The following is a 19,536-nucleotide window of genomic DNA, read 5'->3' on the forward strand; positions in this document are numbered from 1 at the left end:
TCCTCTCCCGGACCACGAACGGGCCGTTCGTCACGGAAGAAGGTGACGAGCGGCCCGTTCGTGCGTCCCGGTGCACGTCAGCCCCGGGCCGCCCGGTCGACGACGGTGGGGGTCACGCAGATTGTCGGTCCCCCGGTGCACGATGGGGGGAACCGCGGCGCCGATGAGGCGTCCGGGGAGAGGGCGCTCCTGGCGGGGGGCGCGGACCGGCTGACGGGGGATGTGGCATGGCACTCGGGCGCGCGGTGCTCGGGCTGATGGTGACGTTCGCGATCGCGTTGGCCGCGATCACGGTGTGGGGCACGGTCGAGCGGGCGTCGGGCGCGCCCGCGACGGCCGCGGGCGCGGAGGCCGAGGCCCCGGCGGTGCCGGCGGCGCAGGTCTCGCTGACTCCGGGGAACGGGGCGGCGGGGGTGGCCCCGGCCGCACCCGCCGTCGTGAAGGTGGCGCAGGGGCGGCTGACCGACGTGGCGCTCGTCGGGCCGGACGGCACGGCGGTCGCGGGCCGCCCGACGCCGGACGGCTGGGAGTCCACGGCCACCCTGGCGTACGGCACCACGTACACGTGGAAGGGCCTCGCCGTGGACGCGGCCGGCAACCCGACGCGGCTGACCGGCTCGTTCAGCACGGTCACGCCGCAGCGCAAGATCGCGGCGAACATCAACATCGCGGACGACGCGACGGTCGGCGTGGGTGCGCCGATCATCGTGCAGTTCAACGGTGAGGTCGCGGACAAGGCGGCGGCGCAGCGGGCCCTGCAGGTCCGGACGTCGGTGCCCACCGAGGGGTCGTGGGCCTGGCTGCCCGACGCCGAGCAGGGCTCCCGGGCCCACTGGCGGCCCAAGGACTACTGGAAGCCGGGGACGCAGGTCGACGTGGCGGCGAACCTCGTCGGGGTCGACACCGGCGACGGCGCCTGGGGCTCCGCGAACGTCACCTCGCACTTCACGATCGGGCGCTCGCAGATCGTGAAGGCGGACGTGAACTCGTTCCAGATGGTCGTGGTGCGCGACGGGCAGACGGTCATGACGGTGCCCGCGAGCTACGGGCTGGGGTCCGACCCGAACCGCAACACGACCAACGGCGTCCACGTGGTCATGAGCAAGGAGGCCAACAAGCTCATGACCAACCCGGACTACGGCTACTTCAACGTGCCGGAGAAGTGGGCGGTCCGGATCTCCAACAACGGCGAGTTCATCCACGCGAACCCGCAGTCGACCAGCGCGCAGGGCAACGAGAACGTGACCCACGGGTGCGTGAACCTCTCGACGACGGACGCGGAGGCCTACTTCAACACCGCGATGTTCGGTGACCCCGTGGAGGTCACCGGGAGCCCGGTGCCGATGCCGCAGACCGACATCTACGACTGGTCGCTCACCTGGCCGGAGTGGCAGAAGCTGTCCGCCCTGCCGACCTAGCACCGTCAGCCGACGGTCAGGATCACCTTGCCGGTCGCGTGGCCGCCCTCGACGAGCGCGAGGGCGGCCTGCGCGTCGTCGAGAGGGCGGACGTCGGTGACGTGCGGGTCGAGGGCACCGTCGGCGACCAGGCCGACGAGGCGCTCGAGGACGGCGGTGCTGCGGTCCCGCACGATCTGCTGCCCGCCGAGCTCGGTGGACAGGCCGTAGTCGGCGACCGAGATGAGCTTCGTCGGGTCGCTCAGCAGGCCGGCGACGGTGCACAGGGGGTCGCCGCCCACGAGGTCGAACACCCCGTCGACGCCGTCGGGAGCCACCTCGCGGAGCCGGTCCAGCACGCCGTCGCCGTACGCGACGGGCGTGGCTCCGTAGCCGGAGAGCATCGCGTGCTTGCCGGGGCTCGCCGTCGTCACCACCCGCAGGCCGCGGGCGACGGCGAGCTGGATGATCGGGATCCCGACGCCCCCTCCCCCACCGTTGACGAGCAGCACGCTTCCCGACGGCAGGTCGAGCTGCTCGAGCGCGTCCCAGGCGGTGCCCGCGGCGACCGGGAGAGCAGCCGCGTCCTCGGCGCTCACGGTCTCCGGGCGGTGGGCGGCGAACCCGGCGGTGACCCGGGCGCGGGGCGCCCACCCGCCCTGCATGTCCGGGCAGCCGCCGAAGACCTCGTCCCCCTCGGCGAACCCCGTGACGTCCGGTCCGAGGGCGAGCACGGTGCCGGCGACCTCACGGCCGAGGACCGCGGGCCCGACCGTGCCGTACGACCCGTCGCGGACCTTCCAGTCCCCCGGGTTCACGCCGGCCGCCCGCACCGCGACGAGCAGCTCGCCCGGACCGGGCACCGGCTCGTCGACCTCGAGGAACGCCTGCTGTTCCGGACCACCCACCGCGACGAACCCGTAGCCACGCACGGGGCCGCATCCTGCTCCCGCCGTCCGGCGGGCGCACCATGGACCCGTGGCTAGGGCTGGTCAACTGATGGGGCCGATGGGGCCGACGCCGGGCCCCGCGTGGGCGGACGTGCTCACCACGTGGTCACCGGCGTGGGGCGTGAACGCGGTCCTGCTGGTGCTGGCCGTGCTCTACCTCGCGGCGGCCCGACGCCATGGGGCGTGGCCCGTCCGGCGCACCGTCTCGTTCCTGGCCGCCCTCGCCTCGGCCGTGGTGACGTGGAACTCCGGGATCGCGGTGTTCGGGCACGCGGCGTTCGCGGTGCACATGGTCATGCACCTGATGCTGATCATGGTCGTGCCGGCGTTCTGGGTCGCGGCGCACCCGCTGGAGCTGCTGCGGTCGTCGTTGCCGGAGCGCGCGGGGGCGCGGTTCGACGCGGTCCTGGACTCGCGGGCGTCCCGGGCCCTGTTCTTCCCCGGCACCGTGCTGATCGTCTACGCGCTCGTCATCGTCCTGACCCACCTGACGGGGTTCATGGAGGCCATGGCGTCGTCGATGGCGCTGCACCACTCGGAGCAGGCGCTCTACCTGGTCGCCGGCGTGCTGTTCTTCCACGTCGCCATCGGCGTCGACCTGCTGCCGAACCGGCCCGCCTACTTCGTGCGCTACGTGCTGATGGCGTTCGCGATGGGCGTGGACACCCTGGTCGGCGTCGTGCTGATGCAGGCGCCCGCGACGATGTTCCCGTCCTACGACCTCGAGGGTGTGCACCTCGGCGGCGCGCTGATGTGGGTCGTCGGTGACGGGTTGATGATGGTGATCATGGTCCTGCTCGGCCGGCTGTGGGTGTCGGACGCGTCGGCGAAGGTCGACTTCGGGCCGTGGCTGGAGTCGGCCCGGAACGACGCGTTCCGGGAACAGACCGGGAGCAGCGCGGACGCGGCCGGTGACCTCGACGACGACGAGGACGCCCTCGCCGCCTACAACCGGATGCTCGCCCGGCTGGACCGCGGCGAGCGCTGAGCGCGCCCGCGAGTGCGACACGGCGCAGGTTCCGGGGCCCGCGAGCCTGCGCCACGTCGCACTCGCGCTGTCCCGGAGTGCGGCACAGCGCGCTTCCTCGCCGACCGGTCCACTCCTACCGTCGAGGTTGCCACCACCACGACCTCCCGGGAGGGGCAGCCGTGCTGACCGCCGAGCAGAACGACGAACTCACCGCCGTCGAGGCCGGGACCCGCATGGGCGAGGTGCTCCGCCGCTACTGGTACCCCGTCGCGTTCGCGCGTGAGATGGCCGAGTTCCCGGTCAAGCGGGTGGAGCTGCTGGGCGAGTTCTTCGCGCTGTGGCGCTCCCCGAGCGGGCGCTACGGCATCATCCCGGAGCCCTGCCCGCACCGGAAGGCGTCGATGGCCTACGGCGTCGTCGAGGGCGAGGGCCTGCGCTGCCCGTACCACGGCTGGAAGTTCGACACCGAGGGCGCGTGCGTCGACCAGCCCGCCGAGAAGGACAACACGAACTTCCAGGGCCGGGTCCGCGCGACGGCGGGGAAGGTCGAGGAGCTCGGCGGCCTGATCTGGGCCTACGTCGGACCGGACCCCGCGCCGCTGCTCCCGCGCTTCGACGTCTACGTGATGGACGGGTTCCGCGACATCGGGTGGGCCGACATCCCGTGCAACTACGTGCAGATCATGGAGAACGCGGTCGACCCGCACCACGTCGAGCACCTGCACGGCCGCTACTTCGAGTTCATCGGCTCGCACGAGGGCTTCACGGCGCCGGCGTCGTTCGGGAAGAAACACCAGCGGATCGGGTTCGACGCCTTCGAGTACGGGATCATCAAGCGCCGGATCCTCTCGGGCGCGAGCGAGGACAACGACGACTGGAAGGTCGGCCACCCGCTCGTCTTCCCCTACAACATGCGTGTGGGCGGCGGCGGCATCCACCAGATGCAGATCCGGGTCCCGATCAACCGGACCACCACGCGCTTCATGCTCTATACCGTGCACGCGCCGGAGGGCTACGAGGCGCTCGAGCAGCCCACGGTCCCGGACTACGAGATCCCGGTGTTCGACGAGAACGGGCAGCACGTCGTCAACTACGTCGAGGGCCAGGACATCATGGCCTGGGCGACGCAGGGGCCGATCACCGACCGCACCACCGAGCACCTCGGGCGCTCCGACATCGGGGTCTCGATGCTGCGCAAGATGTTCAAGCAGCAGATGGCCGCGGTGGAGAAGGGCGAGGACCCGCTCGGCACCGTACGCGAGCCGCACGAGCGCATCGACCTGCCGTGCGAGAAGGACAAGTTCCACGCCGGCGGCGCCCAGTTCGCCCTGGACTTCTGCGACATGGGTTCGACGCGGTTCTCCCCGATGCTCGACACCATCCGCAAGGTGCACCTCTCGGCCGCCGAGCAGGTCGGCAAGGACCGCGCGGCCGGACGGGAGTCGTTCACCCCGGTCGGCGGCATCGGCACGGCGACCCTCGAGCCGGGGACGGACGCGCAGGTCGACTCCGGGCTCGTGCCGCGGTGACCCTCCCCGACCGCCGCTTCGCCGCGGACGCCGAGGCGCACCGGCGCGACCAGCCGCGGCACTGCCCCGGGTGCGCCGGGACCCTGGAGCTGACCAGCGAGTTCTGGGAGGGCGACGAACGCCGCTTCTACTGCTGGTGCGCGGCCTGCGGCTGGACCGGGGAGATCACACCGACCGGCCCGACGGCGACGGGACACGAACCCGAGCACTGAGGTGCAGGATGGGCCCGTGGGCGAGTTCGAGTACGGCACGGACGGGCCGAAGCTGATCCTGGCCGCGGTCGACGGGTCCACGACGTCGCTGCACGCGGGCGCGTACGCGGTCGGCCTGGCGCGGCGCCAGCACTCCGAGCTCGTCGTCATCACGGTCACGACGACGCCGGCCCTCTCCGGGCTGTCCGCCGACGCCGTCACCGTGCTCGCCGAGTCCGCGCAGTCCCTCGCCAGCGACCTCCACGAGCAGGCCAAGGAGTACCTGCGGCTGCTGAAGATGGAGGCGCGGCTCATGACGGTGCACGGGGACCCCTACATCGAGATCGTCCGGGCGGCCGACGACCTCCGCGCCGACGCCGTCGTGGTCGGGGCGTCGATGAAGGCCGGGCACCGACTGGTCGGGTCCCTCGCCGGGCGCCTGATCAAGGCCGGGAAGTGGCCGGTGACCGTCGTCCCCTGATCTCAGCCGCCGAGCTCGACGAGCAGGGCCCGGTGGTCGGAGACCGGCCCCGCGACCGCACCACCTTGCACCACCTCGGGCAGCGGTGCCCCGGGCCCACCGCGCGCCAGCACGTGGTCGAGCTGGATACGTGGCAGGTCGCCGGGGAAGGTCGGCTCACGCACCAGCGACCGCCAGCCGGGCAGCACGGCCGGCGGTACCGGGCCCGGCATGTTCAGGTCGCCGAGCACGACCACCGGCGGCCGGGCGTCCCGCAGGGCGTGCGCGAGCCGGAGCAGCTGCACGACGTTGACCCCCGGGGCGAACGACAGGTGGGTCGCGACGACGGTGCCCACCGGCGCCGGCCCGGCGAGTTCCGCCGCCAGCGCCACCCGTGGTTCGTCGCGCACGAGGGCCGGGCGCCGGGCGTCGATCAGCAACGGCAGCCGTGCCGGTGAGGAGCCCAGCGGGATCCGCCGCCAGCGGGCCACCGGCAGGCGGCTCACCAGGCCGACCCCGTAGGACGGCTCCGCCCCCGCGTCGGTCTCCCCCGCCTCGCGCCACTGCTCGCCGGGGGTGCCGACGAGCGCCGGGAGGAACCGGGCGTCCACCGCGTCCGTCGCCGTCGCCACCAGCGCCGTCTGGTCGACCCGCCCGGACCGTTCCTGGCCGCGGTCGACCTCCTGCAGTGCGAGCACGTCCGCGTCGAGGGGGACGACGGAGGCCATCAGCCGGTCGGGGTCGACGACGCCGTCGACCGGGGAGCGCCCGTGCAGGAGGTTGAACGTCGCCAGCCGCACCGCCCGCACCCTGCCCTACGGGCGACGGGCCGGCGCGGTGGCCCGCCGGACGGCCCCCGGCAGCTCCAGGTGGAAGTGACGGAGCACGAGCAGGCTCGCCCGCGCGAGCACCACGGCGAGGGGCAGCTCGACCAGGACCGCCGAGCCCACGCTGAGCAGGTAGTCGGTCGGGTGGGACGTGGTGATGTCGAACCAGGCGTCGCAGACCAGCAGCGTCGCGCAGGCCGCCGCGACCGGGACGAGCAGCCGACGACGCCGCCACGCGAGCAGCGTCGTGGCCGCCAGGGCGACGAACAGGGCCGCGTCGAACCCGACCCAGGTCAGCGTCCAGTGCGGGGCGACGTAACGGTGCGGCACCGTAACCGCGAGCACCCCCAGCCACGGCACCAGCAGGAGCGAGCAGCCGCCCGCGATCAGGACGAAGCGGTTCCGACGACGCCGACGCGTGACCTCGTCGGGCGAGTCGCCGGCGATCAGCCGGTCGGCGAGCGCCCGGCGCTCCGCCCACGTCATCAGTGCGATCTGGTCGTCGCGCAGCAGCACCCCGGTCACGGGCGGCGGGTACCCGCCCCGCCCGCCGATCACCAGGTCAGCGGCAGGCTCCGCATCCCGTAGATGAAGGTGCCCTCGCGGAAGTCGGCCCGCTCGACGTCGGTGGTGGCCGCCAGCGTCGGGAAGCGACGGAGCAGCGCGGGGAACGCCGTCGCCATCTCCATGCGCGCCAGCGGGGCGCCGAGGCAGTGGTGCACGCCGTGCCCGAAGGCGACGTGCGGGGACGCGGCCCGCCCGATGTCGAGCCGGTCGGGGTCCTCGGTGACGGCGCGGTCGCGGTCGGCCGCGGCGAGCTGGGCCAGCACCATGTCGCCTGCCGCGATGGGCTGGCCGGCGACCTCGGTGTCGACCGTCGCGACCCGGGGCACGGCCGCGTGCACGATCGACAGGAACCGCATGAGCTCCTCGACGGCGGGCGCGGTCGCCTCCGGGTCCTCGCGGACGATCGCGGCCTGCTCCGGATGGCGCAGGAGTGCGAGCGTGCCCAGGGCCAACATGTTCGCGGTCGTCTCGTGGCCGGCGATCAGCAGCAGCGAGGCGATCCCGATCAGCTCGTCGCGGGTCACGTCGTCGCCGTGCTCGCGCACGAGCATGCCGAGCAGGTCGTCGCCCGGCGCGGCCACCGCGCGGTCGACGAGCTCCCCCATGTAGGTCCGGGACTCGACGGCGACGCGACCCCGCTCCTCCATCGGCAGCGTCAGGTCGATCTGCTGCGAGGCGCGGCGCTGGAAGTCGTCGCGGTCGTCGTAGGGGACGCCGAGGAGCTCGCAGATCACGAGGCTCGGGACCGGCAGCGCGAAGTCGGTGACGAGGTCCGCGGGCGGCCCGGCGGCCTCCATGGCGTCCAGGTGCTCGGTGACGATCTCCTCGACGCGCGGCTGCAGGCGGCGGATCCGCTTGACCGTGAACTCCCCCGTCAGCAGGCGGCGCAGGCGGGTGTGGTCCGGCGGGTCCAGGGCGAGCAGCTGCCCCGCCCGCATCTTCTCCGGGTCGATCCCCGGCATCGGGACGGCGGGCACCTGCTGGTTGGAGAAGCGGGACGCGTCGCCGAGGACCTCGCGGGCGTCCTCGTAGCGGGTGGCGAGCCAGGCCGGACGGCCGAGCGAGTCCGTGACCTTCTCCAGGCCGGGCCGGTCACGCAGGGCGCTGATCCCCGACGGCGGGTCGAACTGGTCGCGCTGGACGTGGAGCGGAAGCTCGTGGGCCTCGACGGACACGGTGGTGACTCCTCACGACGACGTCACCACCGACGCTAACACCGGAATCGGGAGTGTGCTCTCGGTTAGCTGTCGCCCTGGGCGTGGGCCCGGAGCCGCTCGGACCACGACAGGACCGGCGGCGGGTCCCCGACGTCCGCGTCCAGCTCGCCGTCCCGCTCCACCACCGGGTGGACGGCCAGGTGGTGCTGGTCGGTCGTGCGGCACTCCCCGGTGTCGAGGTCGAAGCGGTACCAGTGCCAGGGGCAGCGCACCTCGCCGTCGCGCACCCGACCCTCGACCAGCGGACCGCCCCGGTGCGGGCAGCCGGCGTCGCTCACCCGCACCGAGCCGTCGTCGAGAAGGAAGACCGCGAACTGCCGCCCGTCGGGGCTCTCCACCGTCCAGGCCGACCGCCCGGCGGGGTCCCCCAGCGGGACGAGCACTACGTCACCTCCCCGTCGCTCCGCTCGCCCTCACCGCCGCCCGGACGCCCGCAGCTCCGCGAGCGACTCGCCGCCGACGAACCAGTGCTCGGGCTCGCACTCGGTCACCACGACGCGGACGTTGCCCGCGGGCGCGCCGACCGCCTCGGACACCGCGGCGGTGACCTTCTCCCCCAGCGCGGCGAGCTGCTCGGGGGTCCGCCCGCGGGCGAGGGTGATCTGGACGAGGGGCACGTTCTCCTCCTAGGACACAGGCATCTCGACGGTGCCGAGCCGGTCGATCGACACGGTCACCACGTCGCCGGGCACCACCGGGGTCGCGGCGGTCAGCCCTCCGGAGAGGACGACGTCGCCCGCGTGCAGCCCCTCGCCGGACGCCGCGAGACGGCGCACCAGCCAGGCCACCGCCGCCGCCGGGTGGCCCAGCGAGGCCGCCCCGGACGCCGTCGCGACGACCTCCCCGTTCTTCTCCAGCACGACCCCGACCAGGCGCACGTCGATCCCCGCCGGCGGGACCGGGGCGCCGACCACGTACCGGGACGCCGAGGTGTTGTCGGCGACCACGTCGGCCATCGTGAAGCGGTAGTCGCGGAACCGTGAGTCCAGCACCTCGATGCCGACGGCGAGCCCGGACGTCGCGGACAGCACGTCGACCGCCGTCACGTGCGCGCCGTGCAGGTCCCGGCCCAGCACGAACACGATCTCCGGCTCGGCCCGCGGCTGGATCAGCTCGCCGGCCGACAGGGGTTCCCCGAGGTCCAGGGCGCCCGCCGCCGGGAGGAAACCGCACACCGGCGCGGACACCCCGACCTGGGCCTGCTTCGCCCGCGAGGTCACCCCCAGCTTCCACCCCGCGAGCTCCCCGGCCTGCTCGCGAAGGATGCGCTGGACCGCGTAGCCGGCCTCGAGGTCGAGGTCGGGGTGGTCGTCGGTCAGCGGCTCGATCGCGGTCCGCTCCGCGACCGCCTTCGACAGCCGCGCCGCCAGTTCCTCGGTATTCACGGTGCCACCCTGATCGTGATCGGACCCAGCCGGTCGAACTCCGCCCGGTACACCTCGCCCGCCGCCATCGGGACGGCCGCGTGCAGGGCCCCCGTCATGACGAGGTGCCCCGGCTCCAGCGCCACGCCGTGCTCCCCGAGCACGTTCGCCAGCCAGGCGACGACCGCGAGCGGGTCACCGAGCGCGGCCGCGCCGGCCCCGGTGTCGAGCAGCTCACCGTTGCGGGTGAGCGTCATCCCGACGAGCCGGGTGTCCAGGCCTGCCAGCGGGACCAGTCGCGAGGACACGGCGACGGCACCATTCGACGCGAGGTCGGCGACCGTGTCCGCGAGCTTGATGCGCCAGTCCGCGATCCGGGAGTCGACGATCTCCATCGCCGCGGCCGCGCCCGCCACGGCCCGCGCCGCTTCCGTCGGCCCGACCCCCGGCCCGGCCAGCCGCTCCCCCATCACGAAGACGATCTCCGCCTCGACCTTCGGCGCGATGAAGTCGGCGAGCGAGAGGGTGTCGCCGTCGCGGTAGACCGTCGAGGCGAGGACCGGGCCGTGGTCGGGCGCGTCCACGCCGACCATCCGCTGCATGGCCTTCGAGGTCAGCCCGACCTTGTACCCGACGATGCGGTCGCCCTCGTCGAGCAGCATCGGGACCAGCTCGCGCTGGATGGCGTAGCCGTCGTCCATCCCGAGGGACGGGTCGTCGTCGGTGAACGGCGGGATCGGGGTCCGCGTGCGCCGCGCCTCGTAGAGCGCGCGGGCCTTGGCCGCCGGGTCAGACACGGGCATGCAGGGACTCCTCGATCCTTCCCGACGACAGGTTCTCCGGACTCCACCCCAACCGGCGCGACACGGCCTCACCGGCCTCGACCACGCACCGGACGAGGTGCTCGCGCGGGATCGCGTGGAAGCGGGTGGCCGGGGCACCGACGCTGATGGCGGCCACGACGTCGCCACCCGGCCCGTACACGGGGGCCGCCAGCGAGGCGACGCCGATCTCGCGTTCGTCGACCGCCTCGGCCCACCCGCGCCGCCGGACGCGGTCGAGCTCCGCGCGCACGGCGTCCGGCGCGACGATCGTGTGCGGCGTGAGCGCCCGGAAGCCGCCGTCGACGAGCGCGTCGCGGCGGGACTCGGGCATCGCCGCGAGCAGCACCTTGCCGGAGCTGGTGCAGTGCAACGGCACCCGCCGGCCGGTCTCGTGGAACAGCCGCAGCGAGTGGGTGCTCTCGAGCCGGTCGACGTAGACCACCTCGTCGCCGTCGAGCACCCCGACCTGCGAGGACTCCCCGGTCTGCGCGCGCAGCTCCACCAGCACCGGCCCGGCGGCGGCGTGCAGGTCCATGTGCGAGCGGACCGCCTCGCCCAGCTCGAACATCACCATGCCGAGCCGGTAGGAGCCGCTCGCGTCGCGGGTCACGAGGCCCTCCGCCGCCAGGGTGGCGAGCAGCCGGTGCACCGCGGACTTGCCCAGGCCAAGCCGTCGCGACAGCTCCGACGGCCCCAGCGACTCCTCGCGGGACAGGAACGCCTTGAGCAGGCGCGCGGCGTTCGTGACCGACTGCAGCGTCGCGTCCATTCACACCGCCCCGGCGGTGCCGGCCGGGGACCCGCCCAGCGCCTCGACGAGCACACGTCGGACCGCGTCCGGGTCGGGGCAGGTGCCCGGGCGCAGGGCCGTGTCGACCGCGTCGCCCACGGGCACGTTGTGCGGGGCGATCGCGCGGGCGAGCAGCACCTGGGCCCGGGCGAGCCCGGCGACGGACGCGCCCTGCATCTCGTCGACGAGCGCCTCCCGGCCGCGGGCGCGCGAGCGCAGCGTGTCGAAGTCCCGGGCGGCGGCGGAGTGACCGGCCGCGAGGCCGGAGCCGACGTGGCCCGCGTGGTGCGGGGAGAGCCCGGAGCCGGGCTGGGTGACCACGTGGTAGAGCACGGTGGAGATGCCCAGCGTGCCGCGGACCTCGTCGGGACGGGCCTGCTCCCCCTCGTCGATCAGTCCGAGCGCGGGCAGCACGACCGGATCGTAGAACCGGACCGCCCACTCCATCCCGTCGAGCGCACCCGGGAGCTCGACCTCCTCGCCGCGCAGCGGCCCGAGCGCCTCGCTCGTCGCGAGGACGTGGAGGTTGCGGGCGCCGGCGGCGACCACCGTGAACCGGCCGGCCGCGAGCAGCGGCATCCGGCCGCGCACCGCAGGCGGGAACGTGGCCGCCTGCGTGGCGTAGGCGGCGTGGATCCCCTCGACGTAGCCCGCGACGGCCCGTCGCATCGCCATCGGATCGGCCACGGCACCTCCTCGGGGCGTTCCGACGTCCGGAACGGCAGCTCTTCTCCCCGGAACGCTAGGGCGGTTAGCGTCGTGACGTCAAGCACACCCGGGAGGTGTACATGGGCATCCTTCGCCTCGCGCACGTCGACGTCCGGACCCCCGATCTCGACCTCTCCACGGCCTACTACACCGAGGTCATGGGCCTGCAGCAGGTCATGCGGACCGACGACGCGGTCTACCTCAAGTGCTGGGACGAGGAGGACCACCACTCGCTGCGGATGCGCTACCACCCGCGCACCGGGATGGACTCGTTCACGTTCCGCGTCGAGGCCGAGGACGACCTCGCCGACTTCGAGAACCGGGTCGAGGCCTACGGGTGCCCGACCTCGCGGGTCAGCCGCGGCGAGGCCGTCGGGCAGGGCGAGTCGCTGCGCTTCGAGGTGCCCAGCGGCCAGGTCATGGAGCTGGTCTGGGACATCGAGAAGACCGGCAACCTGCTCGGCAAGCGCAACCCGTCGCCCACCCCGCCGCCGGACCTGCCCGGGATCGCGCCCCCGCGCATGGACCACATGCTCGTCAACGCCGAGGAGGTCGCGGAGTCCGCGAAGTTCTTCATCGACGTGCTCGGGCTGCGGATGACCGAGCAGGTCCTGGACGGCAACGGTCACCAGCTCGGCGTCTGGCTCGCCGGCCGCACGAACTCCCCGCACGACATCGCGATCGTCAACGGCCCGAACGGCGCCCTGCACCACTGGGCCTACTGGCTCGACGACTGGGACCACATCCGCCAGGCGGCCGACACCCTCGCCTACAACGGCGTGCAGATCGACCAGGGCCCGACGCGCCACGGCGTCACCCGCGGCAACACCATCTACTTCTTCGACCCGCTCGGGATCCGCAACGAGGTCTTCACCGGCGGCTACTGGGTCGACCCCGACACCGAGATCCTCACCTGGACCGAGGACAACTTCGGCAAGGGCCTCTTCTACTACGAGAACGTCGTCAGCCAGCGCTTCCTGCGCATGCACACGTGAGGGGTCGAGCGATGCCGAACGGTTCCAGTTCCGACCGCATCCTGCGGCTCCAGCACGTCGAGGTCCGCGTCCCCGACCTGGAGCTGGCCACCGCCTATTACACCGAGGTGCTCGGCCTGATCGAGACCGCCCGCGACGAGCGCGACGGCGCCGAGCGCGTCTTCCTCAAGTGCTGGGACGAGCGCGAGCACCACTCGGTGATCCTGCGCTCCGCGCCGACGCACGGCCTGGACCACATGTCGTTCAAGCTGCACGCCCCCGAGGACCTCGACCACTTCACGACGAAGCTCGAGGCGGCCGGGGTGGGCGTGAAGCGCTTCGCCGCCCGCGAGCTCGGCCCGGGCTGGGGGGAGGCGATCCGGTTCGAGGCCCCGTCGGGCCACCTCGTGGAACTCACCCACGGCACCGAGCGCATCGGGAACATGCTCCCGATGCAGAACCCGCCGCCCCGTCCGCAGGACCTGGTCGGCATCGCGCCGCCGCGGCTGGACCACATCTTCGTCATGGCCGAGGACGTCGAGACGTTCACCGCGTTCTTCTGCGAGCTGCTGGAGTTCCGGCTCACCGAGCAGATCCTCGCCAACGACGGCCACCAGCTCGCCACGTTCCTGGAGCACTCGCACACCCCGCACGACATCGCCGTCATCACCGGCCCGAACGGCGCGCTGCACCACTTCGCGTTCTGGATGGACGACTGGAACGGCATCCGCGACGCCGCCGACACGCTCGCGTACCACGGGGTCCCGATCGACGTGGCCCCCACGCGGCACGGCGTCACCCGCGGATACACCACCTACTTCTTCGACCCGGCCGGCAACCGCAACGAGCTGTTCACCGGCGGCTACTGGGTGGACCCGGACTTCGAGCCGATCACCTGGACCGAGGAGGAGATGGGCCGGGCGATCTTCTACTACCACCGACAGGTCAACGAGCGCTTCTTCACGGTGCACTCCTGATGGCCCGCGACCCGCGGTCGGTGGACCGCTACGAGACGCCGGACTACCTCTCGAAGTACCGGTCCCGCCGGCAGGCCGCGGGCCAGGAGACCTCCGCCGACGACGGGACCCCGCTCTACCTGCGCCGGTTCCGGGAACGGACCACGGAATCGTCGGGAACGGAGACGTCGGTCTCCTACGACGGCGAGCGCTTCACGCCCGCCCTGGCCGAGGCCAGCCGCGGCAAGGAGATCGCCGCGCCGATGGAGCGCCGGGCGACCGAGAAGATCGTCTGCGAGATCTCGATCATCCGGCACGGGATCACCCAGGGGTACTCGACGGACGCCGGGCTGACCCCGATGGGCGCCTGGCAGGCGCACCGGCGCGGCCACGAGCTCGCGCGGCGCTGGTCGGACGGCGACCGGGTGCTGCTCGTGTGCGCGGACACCAACCGCGCCCGCCAGACCGCGGACCAGCTCTTCCGCGGCGCCAAGGACGGCCTGTCGATGTGGGGCATCGACGCGGAGATCACCGACAAGGAACCGATCCCGGAGCTGCGGAACTTCGGCGTCTGGACCCCGGACGGGCTGCGCGACGTCACCTCGGCGTTCCGGCAGTACCAGGCGACGAACGAGACGCTGGAGCGGCTCGCGGTCGGGGACCGGCCGCGGTGGCTCGTCGAGATCGACCGGTTCTACCGGACCCAGCTGGGCGGGGCGGACCCGATCCAGGAGTGGCTCACGATCCCGATGATGTACTTCGAGCCGCCGGCGATGTGCGTGCGGCGGTTCTGGCGGGGCTTCCACCGGCTGATGTCCGAACAGCCCGGACACCAGCGGATCCTCGCCGCGACGCACTCCGGCCCGATGCGCGCGTTCGCGACGTGGGCGCACGGCTACGACCCCGGCGAACCCCTCAACACCGAGGAGATCCGGGTCAAGATGCGCGAGGGCGGGCGCACCGCGTTCGTCTCCTACCGGAATCGGGTCACCGAGGTGAACGTGCCTCCGCCCGACGAGTTCCCGAACTGGGAGGCGTGAGGAATGACGGTGCTGCCGTTCTCTGCCGTGCTGCCCGAGGACGCCTCCGACGGGCCGGAGGACTCGCCGTTGCGGTCGGTGTCCACCGCGGTCGCGGTGCTCGACTGCTTCACCGCCGAACCCGAGCTCGGCGCGACGAAGGTCGCCGCGCGGCTGGGGATCGCCAAGTCCACGGCCTGCCGCATGCTCGCGGCGCTGGCCGCCGGCGGGCTGCTGGAGAAGGCCGGGTCGGGGCGCTACCGGCTCGGCCTCCGGCTGTTCGAGTACGGGCAGCTCGCCGTGGACCGGCTGCTGCTGCGCGAGGTCGCGATGCCGTTCCTCGGCGAGCTGCGGGAGACGGTGCGCGAAACCGTGCAGCTCGGGGTGGCCGTCGGCACCGACGTGCTGTACCTGGAGCGGCTGGAGACGGCGGGCGCCGGCCTGCGGTTCCGCACCGACTACCACCGCAACCCGGCGCACTCGTCGTCGATCGGCCGGGTCCTCGCGGCGTCCGACCCGTCGCTGACCGCGGCGATCCTGGAGCGCGGCCTGGAGCGGCGCACCCCGTTCACCGTCGTCGACCCGCTGCGGTGGCGCCGGACCCTGGTCCAGACCCGCGAGCAGGGCTACGCCACGTGCCGCGACGAGTACGACCAGGGCTGGTCGTCGATCGCCGCGCCGATCCTCACCGGGGTCACGGGTCGCCGTCGTGCCGTCGCGGCGGTGTCCGTGGTCGGCGCGACCTCCCGGATGCTCGGGCCGCGCAAACCCGCCGTCGTGCAGGGGGTGCGCCGGGCCGCGGACCGGATCACCGTCGCGCTGGAGCGGGCGAGCTCGTAGGGGGCCCGGGCTCGCGCGTCAGTGCACCGGGACCCGCGGGACCGCCACGCCGATCAGGCAGTCCCGGGTGACCAGGTCGAGCTGCTCGTCCTCGGACAGCTGCTCCACACCCTCGGGCGGCCGCGGGACGACGAGGTAGCGCGCCTCGGCGCTGGCGTCCCACACGCGCACCTCGACGTCGTCGGGCAGCACCGTCCCGAACTCGGCGAGCACGCCGCGCGGGTCGCGCACCACCCGCGAGCGGTAGGCCTCGGACTTGTACCAGGCGGGCGGCGGGCCGAGCCACGCCAGCGGGTAGCAGGAGCACAGGGTGCAGACGACGACGTTGTGCACCTCGGCGGTGTTCGCCACGGCGTGCAGGTGGATGTCCGAGGAGTAGCCGCCGCCGGCGATCCCGAGCTCGGTGGCGGCCGCTCCGGCGTCGTAGAGCAGCCGGTCGCGGTACGCGGGGTCGTTCCACGACCGCACCACCATCAGCGCCCCGTTGAGCGGCGACACCGACGACCCGAGTGCCTCGATCCGCTCGTCGATCTGGGCGCGCGTGACGATCCCGCGCTCCTCGGCCAGCGCCAGCAGCGCGTTCACCCGCGCCTGCAGTTCGCCGTTGCGGTGGTGCCCGGACCCGCTCACGCGCCCTCCAGATACGTCTCGAACAGGTCGACGTGCACGACGTCGCGCGGCCCGGCGTCCGGACCCCACAGCTCGGTGCCGGCGAAGGCCACGGTCCAGATCGTCTCCTGGCGCGCGTCGGACCCGACCGCCGCGGCCTCGTCGGGAAAGCGTCCGTCCCCCACGGACCGCACGACGACCCCGCAGCGCCCCCGGACGTACGACGGCGCGCGGTTGTGCCCCGGCGGGTTCATGACGCGCACCCGCACCCGGTCGCCGACGTTCACGGCAGGAGCCGTTCGACCGCGGTGAGCCAGCGCTCGTAGTAGGGCATGTCGTAGTACTCCCTCGGCGGGATCCGCTCCATGACGTGTCGGAACTCGTCGAGCGTGTAGACGCCCGCGGCCACGCACGCCTGGTTCAGCGCGAAGATCTGCGCCTCCCACACGGACTCGAACCCGTGCCCCTCCTCGGGCAGGTCGCCGAACCCGTGCATCCCACCGACGTCGTTCGCGTACGCCATCCCCGGAGTCTCGTGAGGGGAACCCTCGCACCACAAGAGCGCTCGCATCTTCCCCTCACGATCGCAAGGACCGAGTTGACTCGCCAGCCAGTCCTTGCGATCTGGGCAACGATCCCGGTAGCGTCGACCGCGATGAGCGACGACGAGGTCCGACACCGGGTGCGAGGGGCCATCGACGCCGCCGGTTCCCGACGACGGGTCGCGGCGGCGGTCGGGCTCGACGAGACGAAGCTGTCGAAGTCGCTCGCCGGGCGGCGCCGGTTCACCGCCGACGAGCTGGACCGGATCGCCGCAGCGACCGGCACCGAGCTCGCCTGGCTGCTGCACGCCGACGGCACTCCCCCGGTGACGGCCGCGTCCGACCTCATCCCCGCACGCAGCGAGCCCGACGACGCCCGCAAGCGCATCCTCGACGCCGCGTGGACCCTGATCGCGACCCGCGGCTACCACCGCGTGCGCATCGCCGACGTCGCCGAGGCCGCCGGCACCAGCAGCGCGAGCGTGCACTACCACTACGCCGACAAGGACGCCCTGCTCGACGAGGCGCTGCGGCACAACGTCGAGCTGGCCCACGACCGGCAGTCGGCCGCCCTCACCGCGATCGACGACCCGGCCGTACGGCTGGAGAAGCTGCTCGACCTGCAGCTGCCCGACGGCCCGGTGCTCGAGCCGGAGTGGTCGATCTGGATGCAGGTGTGGGTCGAGGCCCTCACCGAGTCCCGCCACCGCGACCTCTACGCCCGCGGCCAGGACCGCTGGTTCCGCACCGTGCTGATGACCCTCGAGGCCGGCGCCGAGGCCGGGGTGTTCCGCGGCGGCGACCAGACCCTGCGCGCCCGCCAGCTCACCGCGCTGGTCGACGGCCTGGGCGTCGGCGTGATGACCGGGGTCTCCACCGCGGCCGACATGCGCGCCGCCCTCCACGAGTTCGTCGCACACACCATCCGGAAGGACGACCGATGAGACCGATGAACCGTCGCGTGGTGATCACGGCCGCGCTGACCGGTGCCGCCGACTCCCCCGCGAAGAGCCCGCACGTCCCGGTCACGCCGCAGCAGATCGCCGACGACGCGGTCGCGGCGGCCCGGGCCGGTGCCGCGGTCGTCCACGTGCACGTCCGGCACCCGGAGACCGGCATCCGGTCGCGCGACGTCGCCCTCTACCGCGAGGCCGCCGGCCTGATCCGGACCGCGGACGTCGACGTCGTCCTCAACCTCACGGCGGGCATGGGCGGCGACCTCGTCGTCGACGCCGAGGACCCGCTCAAGCCGGTCGACGGCACCGACCTGGTCAGCCAGCACGACCGCATGCCGCACATCGAGGAGCTGCTCCCCGACATCGGCACGCTCGACTGCGGGTCCTACAACTTCGGCGACGGCCAGGCCCTCTACGTCTCGACGACCGACATGCTCCGCGAGGGGGCGAAGCGCTTCCAGGAGCTCGGCGTGAAGCCGGAACTGGAGGTCTTCGACACCGGCCAGCTCTGGTTCGCGACGGTCCTGCGCGAGGAGGGCCTGATCGACGCGCCGGGCCTGTTCCAGCTGTGCATGGGCGTCCCGTACGGGGCGCCGGCCGACCCGGGTCTGCTCGCGGCCATGGTCAACCTCCTCCCCGACGACGCCGAGTTCACCTCCTTCGCGCTCGGGCGCGACCAGCTGCCGTGGGTCGCGCAGTCGGTGCTCCTCGGCGGGCACGCGCGCGTCGGGCTCGAGGACAACCTCTACCTCTCGCGCGGGGTCAAGGCGACGAACGCGCAGCTCGTGGAGCGGGCGGTGACGATCATCGAGTCGCTGGGCGCCGCCGTCGCGACGCCGGACGAGGCCCGCGAGACGTTCGGGCTGCAGCGGTGATCGCCTGCATCGGTGCGGGAGTCATCGGCGGCGGGTGGGCCGCCTACTTTCTCGCGCACGGTCACGACGTCGCCGCGTGGGACCCGGCACCGGACGCCGAGGCCCGGCTGCGCCGGATCGTCGAGGCGGCCCGGCCCGCGCTGAACGCGTTGGACCTTCCCGACGACGGGTGGGGCGGATTGACCGTCGCCGGGTCGCTGGAGGCCGCCGCGCGGGACGCGGAGTTCGTGCAGGAGTCGGCCCCCGAGGACCTGGAGCTGAAGCGGTCGCTGCTCGCCGACCTGGCCGCTGCGACCGGCCCGGACACGATCGTCGCGTCGTCGACCTCGGGCTTCCCGATGACGGACATGGCCGTGCGCGCCGCGGACCCGTCGCGACTCGTCGTCGGGCACCCGTTCAACCCGCCGTACCTGATCCCGCTGGTCGAGGTGGTCGGCGGCGAGGCGACCGCACCCGCCGTCGTGAAGGGCGCGGCGGAGTTCTACCGGTCGATCGGCAAGTCGGTGATCGAGATGGACCGGGAGGTCCCGGGCTTCGTCGCGAACCGGCTGCAGGAGGCGCTGTGGCGCGAGGCGCTCCACATGGTCGCGAACGGGGACGCCACCGTCGAGCAGATCGACGCGTCGATCACCGAGGGCCCGGGGCTGCGCTGGCCGGTCCACGGGCCGTGCCGGACGTTCCACCTGGCCGGCGGCGAGGGCGGGATGGCGCACATGCTCGACCACTTCGGTCCGTCGCTGCAGGCGCCGTGGACCCGGCTCGAGGCGCCGGAGCTGACCCCGGAGCTGCGCGACGCGATGGTGGACGGCACTGCCACGGACCGGTCGTTCGCGGAGCTCGTCGCCGAGCGCGACCGGGCCGTCATCGCCATCCGCCGGGCCGTCGAGGGAGCAAGATCCGGTTCCGGGTAGCGGACCGCTCGGTCCTCGCCCCACTCCGCGCGGCGGAACGAGATCTTGCCCGGGGATCCG

25 protein-coding genes are annotated in these 19,536 nt (G+C 73.1%); 12 read left to right on the top strand and 13 right to left on the bottom strand.

What is annotated here, in order from left to right; translation table 11 throughout:
• The first annotated feature begins 227 nt into the window (after nt 1–227).
• Entirely contained in the window at nt 228–1,418 is a 1,191-nt protein-coding gene (locus QRT03_RS21195) for a L,D-transpeptidase (protein WP_286055040.1), read from the top strand.
• 5 nt (nt 1,419–1,423) lie between these two features.
• On the opposite strand, the gene QRT03_RS21200 is transcribed toward QRT03_RS21195, so the two are convergent.
• The gene (locus QRT03_RS21200; RefSeq protein ID WP_286055041.1) at nt 1,424–2,329 is read right to left on the bottom strand and encodes an NADP-dependent oxidoreductase; all 906 of its coding nucleotides are present in this window, start codon (nt 2,327–2,329) and stop codon (nt 1,424–1,426) included.
• Nucleotides 2,330–2,375: 46 nt separating this feature from the next.
• On the opposite strand from QRT03_RS21200, the gene QRT03_RS21205 reads away from it, so the two are divergent.
• The 4 genes from QRT03_RS21205 (at nt 2,376) to QRT03_RS21220 (ending at nt 5,518) form a co-directional block, all read left to right on the top strand.
• Entirely contained in the window at nt 2,376–3,335 is a 960-nt protein-coding gene (locus QRT03_RS21205; protein WP_286055042.1) for a cytochrome c oxidase assembly protein, read from the top strand.
• Nucleotides 3,336–3,496: 161 nt separating this feature from the next.
• Nucleotides 3,497–4,846 (top strand): Rieske 2Fe-2S domain-containing protein, encoded by a 1,350-nt coding sequence (locus QRT03_RS21210; RefSeq protein WP_286055043.1) that lies wholly within the window; start codon nt 3,497–3,499, stop codon nt 4,844–4,846.
• Nucleotides 4,843–5,058, top strand: a complete 216-nt coding sequence (locus tag QRT03_RS21215; protein ID WP_286055044.1) for a hypothetical protein — start codon at nt 4,843–4,845, stop codon at nt 5,056–5,058. The genes QRT03_RS21210 and QRT03_RS21215 overlap by 4 nt, the downstream gene beginning before the upstream one ends.
• Before the next feature lie 16 nt (nt 5,059–5,074).
• On the top strand, nt 5,075–5,518 hold the full coding sequence (locus QRT03_RS21220; protein WP_286055045.1) for a universal stress protein: 444 nt from the start codon (nt 5,075–5,077) through the stop codon (nt 5,516–5,518).
• A gap of 2 nt (nt 5,519–5,520) precedes the next feature.
• Here QRT03_RS21220 and QRT03_RS21225 read toward each other — a convergent pair whose 3' ends face one another.
• From QRT03_RS21225 to QRT03_RS21265, 9 genes are all read right to left on the bottom strand, one after another.
• Nucleotides 5,521–6,297 carry an endonuclease/exonuclease/phosphatase family protein gene (locus tag QRT03_RS21225; RefSeq protein ID WP_286055046.1) on the bottom strand — a complete coding sequence of 259 codons (777 nt, stop codon included), beginning with the start codon at nt 6,295–6,297 and terminating at the stop codon, nt 5,521–5,523.
• 15 nt (nt 6,298–6,312) lie between these two features.
• Nucleotides 6,313–6,849, bottom strand: a complete 537-nt coding sequence (locus QRT03_RS21230; RefSeq protein ID WP_286055047.1) for a hypothetical protein — start codon at nt 6,847–6,849, stop codon at nt 6,313–6,315.
• 29 nt (nt 6,850–6,878) lie between these two features.
• Nucleotides 6,879–8,066 carry a cytochrome P450 gene (locus QRT03_RS21235; RefSeq protein ID WP_286055048.1) on the bottom strand — a complete coding sequence of 396 codons (1,188 nt, stop codon included), beginning with the start codon at nt 8,064–8,066 and terminating at the stop codon, nt 6,879–6,881.
• Between the two features lie 65 nt (nt 8,067–8,131).
• The gene (locus QRT03_RS21240; RefSeq protein ID WP_286055049.1) at nt 8,132–8,491 is read right to left on the bottom strand and encodes a Rieske (2Fe-2S) protein; all 360 of its coding nucleotides are present in this window, start codon (nt 8,489–8,491) and stop codon (nt 8,132–8,134) included.
• Between the two features lie 30 nt (nt 8,492–8,521).
• A complete protein-coding gene (locus QRT03_RS21245; protein ID WP_286055050.1) occupies nt 8,522–8,725 on the bottom strand; it encodes a 2-hydroxymuconate tautomerase in 204 nt (67 codons plus the stop codon).
• 9 nt (nt 8,726–8,734) lie between these two features.
• Nucleotides 8,735–9,493, bottom strand: a complete 759-nt coding sequence (locus tag QRT03_RS21250; protein WP_286055051.1) for a 2-keto-4-pentenoate hydratase — start codon at nt 9,491–9,493, stop codon at nt 8,735–8,737.
• Complete coding sequence (locus QRT03_RS21255; protein ID WP_286055052.1) at nt 9,490–10,275, bottom strand: 2-keto-4-pentenoate hydratase; 786 nt, start codon at nt 10,273–10,275, stop codon at nt 9,490–9,492. Before QRT03_RS21255 ends, QRT03_RS21250 begins: the two co-directional genes overlap by 4 nt.
• Nucleotides 10,262–11,065, bottom strand: coding sequence for an IclR family transcriptional regulator (locus QRT03_RS21260; RefSeq protein WP_286055053.1), 804 nt, complete (start codon nt 11,063–11,065; stop codon nt 10,262–10,264). Before QRT03_RS21260 ends, QRT03_RS21255 begins: the two co-directional genes overlap by 14 nt.
• A complete protein-coding gene (locus QRT03_RS21265) occupies nt 11,066–11,773 on the bottom strand; it encodes a hypothetical protein (protein ID WP_286055054.1) in 708 nt (235 codons plus the stop codon).
• 101 nt (nt 11,774–11,874) lie between these two features.
• Here QRT03_RS21265 and QRT03_RS21270 point away from each other — a divergent pair, with 101 nt between their 5' ends.
• Genes QRT03_RS21270 through QRT03_RS21285 form a run of 4 tightly spaced genes read left to right on the top strand, consistent with a single transcriptional unit; the run spans nt 11,875 to nt 15,583 of the window.
• A complete protein-coding gene (locus QRT03_RS21270) occupies nt 11,875–12,789 on the top strand; it encodes a catechol 2,3-dioxygenase (protein ID WP_286055055.1) in 915 nt (304 codons plus the stop codon).
• Between the two features lie 11 nt (nt 12,790–12,800).
• Complete coding sequence (locus tag QRT03_RS21275; RefSeq protein ID WP_286055056.1) at nt 12,801–13,745, top strand: catechol 2,3-dioxygenase; 945 nt, start codon at nt 12,801–12,803, stop codon at nt 13,743–13,745.
• Nucleotides 13,745–14,764, top strand: a complete 1,020-nt coding sequence (locus tag QRT03_RS21280; RefSeq protein WP_286055057.1) for a histidine phosphatase family protein — start codon at nt 13,745–13,747, stop codon at nt 14,762–14,764. The genes QRT03_RS21275 and QRT03_RS21280 overlap by 1 nt, the downstream gene beginning before the upstream one ends.
• Nucleotides 14,765–14,767: 3 nt before the next feature.
• Nucleotides 14,768–15,583, top strand: a complete 816-nt coding sequence (locus QRT03_RS21285; protein ID WP_286055058.1) for an IclR family transcriptional regulator — start codon at nt 14,768–14,770, stop codon at nt 15,581–15,583.
• Nucleotides 15,584–15,601: 18 nt separating this feature from the next.
• Here QRT03_RS21285 and QRT03_RS21290 read toward each other — a convergent pair whose 3' ends face one another.
• From QRT03_RS21290 to QRT03_RS21300, 3 genes are read right to left on the bottom strand one after another with little or no spacing between them, the layout of a single operon-like run.
• The gene (locus QRT03_RS21290; protein WP_286055059.1) at nt 15,602–16,213 is read right to left on the bottom strand and encodes a nitrile hydratase subunit alpha; all 612 of its coding nucleotides are present in this window, start codon (nt 16,211–16,213) and stop codon (nt 15,602–15,604) included.
• Complete coding sequence (locus tag QRT03_RS21295) at nt 16,210–16,479, bottom strand: SH3-like domain-containing protein (protein ID WP_286055060.1); 270 nt, start codon at nt 16,477–16,479, stop codon at nt 16,210–16,212. The genes QRT03_RS21290 and QRT03_RS21295 overlap by 4 nt, the downstream gene beginning before the upstream one ends.
• Nucleotides 16,476–16,715: an SH3-like domain-containing protein gene (locus tag QRT03_RS21300; protein ID WP_286055061.1), complete on the bottom strand. Its 240-nt coding sequence runs from the start codon at nt 16,713–16,715 to the stop codon at nt 16,476–16,478. Before QRT03_RS21300 ends, QRT03_RS21295 begins: the two co-directional genes overlap by 4 nt.
• A 132-nt stretch (nt 16,716–16,847) precedes the next feature.
• On the opposite strand from QRT03_RS21300, the gene QRT03_RS21305 reads away from it, so the two are divergent.
• From QRT03_RS21305 to QRT03_RS21315, 3 genes are read left to right on the top strand one after another with little or no spacing between them, the layout of a single operon-like run.
• Nucleotides 16,848–17,678, top strand: coding sequence for a TetR/AcrR family transcriptional regulator (locus QRT03_RS21305; RefSeq protein ID WP_286055062.1), 831 nt, complete (start codon nt 16,848–16,850; stop codon nt 17,676–17,678).
• A 5-nt stretch (nt 17,679–17,683) separates the two neighbouring features.
• Nucleotides 17,684–18,565: a beta-keto acid cleavage family enzyme gene (locus tag QRT03_RS21310; protein ID WP_286055403.1), complete on the top strand. Its 882-nt coding sequence runs from the start codon at nt 17,684–17,686 to the stop codon at nt 18,563–18,565.
• Nucleotides 18,562–19,476, top strand: a complete 915-nt coding sequence (locus QRT03_RS21315) for a 3-hydroxyacyl-CoA dehydrogenase NAD-binding domain-containing protein (protein WP_286055063.1) — start codon at nt 18,562–18,564, stop codon at nt 19,474–19,476. The genes QRT03_RS21310 and QRT03_RS21315 overlap by 4 nt, the downstream gene beginning before the upstream one ends.
• Nucleotides 19,477–19,536 lie beyond the last annotated feature (60 nt).

This window comes from Actinomycetospora termitidis, from assembly GCF_030286555.1.
GTDB lineage: Bacteria > Actinomycetota > Actinomycetes > Mycobacteriales > Pseudonocardiaceae > Actinomycetospora > Actinomycetospora termitidis.

Excerpts from the sequence above, each read along its gene's own strand:
- QRT03_RS21195 (WP_286055040.1), top strand. The coding sequence starts at position 228 with ATGGCACTCGGGCGCGCGGTGCTCGGGCTGATGGTGACGTTCGCGATC.
- QRT03_RS21255 (WP_286055052.1), bottom strand. The coding sequence starts at position 10,275 with ATGCCCGTGTCTGACCCGGCGGCCAAGGCCCGCGCGCTCTACGAGGCG.
- QRT03_RS21260 (WP_286055053.1), bottom strand. The coding sequence starts at position 11,065 with ATGGACGCGACGCTGCAGTCGGTCACGAACGCCGCGCGCCTGCTCAAG.
- QRT03_RS21270 (WP_286055055.1), top strand. The coding sequence starts at position 11,875 with ATGGGCATCCTTCGCCTCGCGCACGTCGACGTCCGGACCCCCGATCTC.
- QRT03_RS21275 (WP_286055056.1), top strand. The coding sequence starts at position 12,801 with ATGCCGAACGGTTCCAGTTCCGACCGCATCCTGCGGCTCCAGCACGTC.
- QRT03_RS21280 (WP_286055057.1), top strand. The coding sequence starts at position 13,745 with ATGGCCCGCGACCCGCGGTCGGTGGACCGCTACGAGACGCCGGACTAC.
- QRT03_RS21285 (WP_286055058.1), top strand. The coding sequence starts at position 14,768 with ATGACGGTGCTGCCGTTCTCTGCCGTGCTGCCCGAGGACGCCTCCGAC.
- QRT03_RS21300 (WP_286055061.1), bottom strand. The coding sequence starts at position 16,715 with ATGGCGTACGCGAACGACGTCGGTGGGATGCACGGGTTCGGCGACCTG.
- QRT03_RS21305 (WP_286055062.1), top strand. The coding sequence starts at position 16,848 with ATGAGCGACGACGAGGTCCGACACCGGGTGCGAGGGGCCATCGACGCC.
- QRT03_RS21310 (WP_286055403.1), top strand. The coding sequence starts at position 17,684 with ATGAACCGTCGCGTGGTGATCACGGCCGCGCTGACCGGTGCCGCCGAC.